Source organism: Spirillospora sp. NPDC049652, from assembly GCF_040675125.1.
Lineage (GTDB): Bacteria > Actinomycetota > Actinomycetes > Streptosporangiales > Streptosporangiaceae > Spirillospora.
Window position 1 is genome coordinate 1 of record NZ_JBFAOF010001230.1, and the last position, 1,807, is coordinate 1,807.

A 1,807-nucleotide genomic window follows, 5' to 3' on the forward strand; every position below is an offset into this window, starting at 1 on the left:
CGCCCGCTCGGCGTGCTGGCCGCCGTGGAGTCGGGCCGCCCGGACCTGGCCCGCGACCTGATCGGACGCTGGGGGACGGACGTCCCCGACGACTGGGTGGCCGACTTCCTCCTCCCCGTCTGGGGCCTGGTCGCCGCCCGCCTCGGGACGCCCGACCCGCGCGTCCTGTACGACCGGCTCGCCCCGTACGCGGACCAGTTCGTCGTGGCGGGCATGGGCACCGCCTGCTGGGGGTCGACGCACCTCGTCCTGGCAGAGCTGGCCCGCGCCCAGGGCGACGAGGACACCGCCCGCGCCCACGCGCGCGCGTCACTGCAGAAGCACCGGCGTCTCGGCCTCGCCTACTGGGAGTCCCAGAGCCTCGCACTCCTCTGACCCGCTGACAGCGGACCCCATCCCACAGGCCGGGCCGGTTCCGCAGTGATCGGGTCGAAGGAGAGGGCTTTCCCCATGCGTGGCCGTTTCCGGTTCCGCGCGCCGCCCGCCGGGGCAGAGGCATGGTGTGAGCGACCGGAAGGACTGTCCCGCCTGCAGCGGGACGAGGGAACAGCGGCTCGGGCCGCTTCGGCTGGCCTGCTTCTTCTGCCGGGGCGCGGGACGCCTCGGCGAGGACGCCGGCCACGGCGACGGGTACGGTCCGCCCGTGAGACGCGTCGGGACGCCCGTGTGGGACCAGCTCGGCGCGGACCTGATGCCGGGCTGCCGCGCGTGCCTGGGCGTCGGGCGCGTGATCAGCCTCGGCGGGGACGTGCGCGGCGGCCGTCCGACCAGGATGACCGAGAGCCCCTGCCCGGTCTGCGCGAGCCGCTGACCGGGACCCGGGGCGCGCCTCCCCTCTAGGAGGCCGGGTCGGCGGGGTGCGGGGCGAGGAGCAGCGGGGCCACCATCCGGGTCTCGCACATCTCGGCCAGCACCGCGTACGCGGGCTCGCCCATGAGCGCGACCAGCTCCGGACGGTAGGACACGTACAGCGGCTCGGCGGCGTCGTGCGCCGAGTGCGCGCTGGTGCACCACCAGTGCAGGTCGACCCCGCCGGAGCCCCACGTCCGCCGCTCGTACTCGGTGATCGACACGACGAGGACGCGGGTGCCGTCCGGGCGGTCCCGCCAGTCGAACGTGCGCCGGACGGGCAGCTGCCAGCACACGTCGGGCTTGTACTCCAGCGGCTCGCGGCCGTCCCGGACGGCCTGCGCGTGCAGCGCGCACCCGATGCCGCCCTCGAACCCCGGCCGGTTCAGGAACACGCACGCGCCGTTCAGCACGCGAGTCCGCCGTCCGCCGCCCGGGGTGGACGCCGTGAACCCGTCCCGCGTACCGGTGCGGTGGTGCTGCCACACCTCCGGCGTGAGCCGCGCGGCGTGCCCGGCCACGCGCCGCTCGTCGTCCTCGTCGCTGAAGTGCGCGCCGAGCGAGCTGCAGCCGTCGTCGGCGCGGCCGGGCACGATGCCCTGGCAGCCGCGCGCGAACAGGCAGTTCCAGCGCGAGGTCAGCCACGTCAGGTCGCAGCGGAACACCTGCCCGGCGTCCGCCGGGTCGGCGAACTCGACCCAGGCGCGCGGGAAGTCCGGTTCGGCCTCGTCGTCCATCCGTCCACGTTCTCGCATGTCAGGGCCGTCCCGCCAGTCCTGCGGGCAACGCCCTGGTCAAACAGCGGATCATGCTGGGCCCTTCCTCCGCCCCCGCGAGTCGCCCCCGCGAGTCGCCCCCGCGAGTCGCCCCCGCGAGTCGCGTTCGCGGGTCAGTCGACGCAGGGGATGCCGCCGCCCTGGACCGCGCCGCCCTGCGCGCCGGCGGGCGGCGTGCGGGT

The 1,807-nt window shown here is 75.7% G+C and carries 3 protein-coding genes; 2 read left to right on the forward strand and 1 reads right to left on the reverse strand.

The genetic code is table 11. The features are described 5' to 3' along the window. Nucleotides 1-375 (forward strand): hypothetical protein (locus AB0J52_RS38855; RefSeq protein WP_500188060.1); only part of this gene is annotated, 375 nt, incomplete at its 5' end. 268 nt (nt 376-643) lie between these two features. Then, a complete protein-coding gene (locus AB0J52_RS38860; protein ID WP_500188061.1) occupies nt 644-811 on the forward strand; it encodes a hypothetical protein in 168 nt (55 codons plus the stop codon). Nucleotides 812-836: 25 nt separating this feature from the next. On the opposite strand, the gene AB0J52_RS38865 is transcribed toward AB0J52_RS38860, so the two are convergent. Beyond that, a complete protein-coding gene (locus AB0J52_RS38865; RefSeq protein WP_500188063.1) occupies nt 837-1,604 on the reverse strand; it encodes a DUF3109 family protein in 768 nt (255 codons plus the stop codon). Between the last annotated feature and the right edge of the window lie 203 nt (nt 1,605-1,807).

Excerpts from the sequence above, each read along its gene's own strand:
- AB0J52_RS38865 (WP_500188063.1), bottom strand. The coding sequence starts at position 1,604 with ATGCGAGAACGTGGACGGATGGACGACGAGGCCGAACCGGACTTCCCG.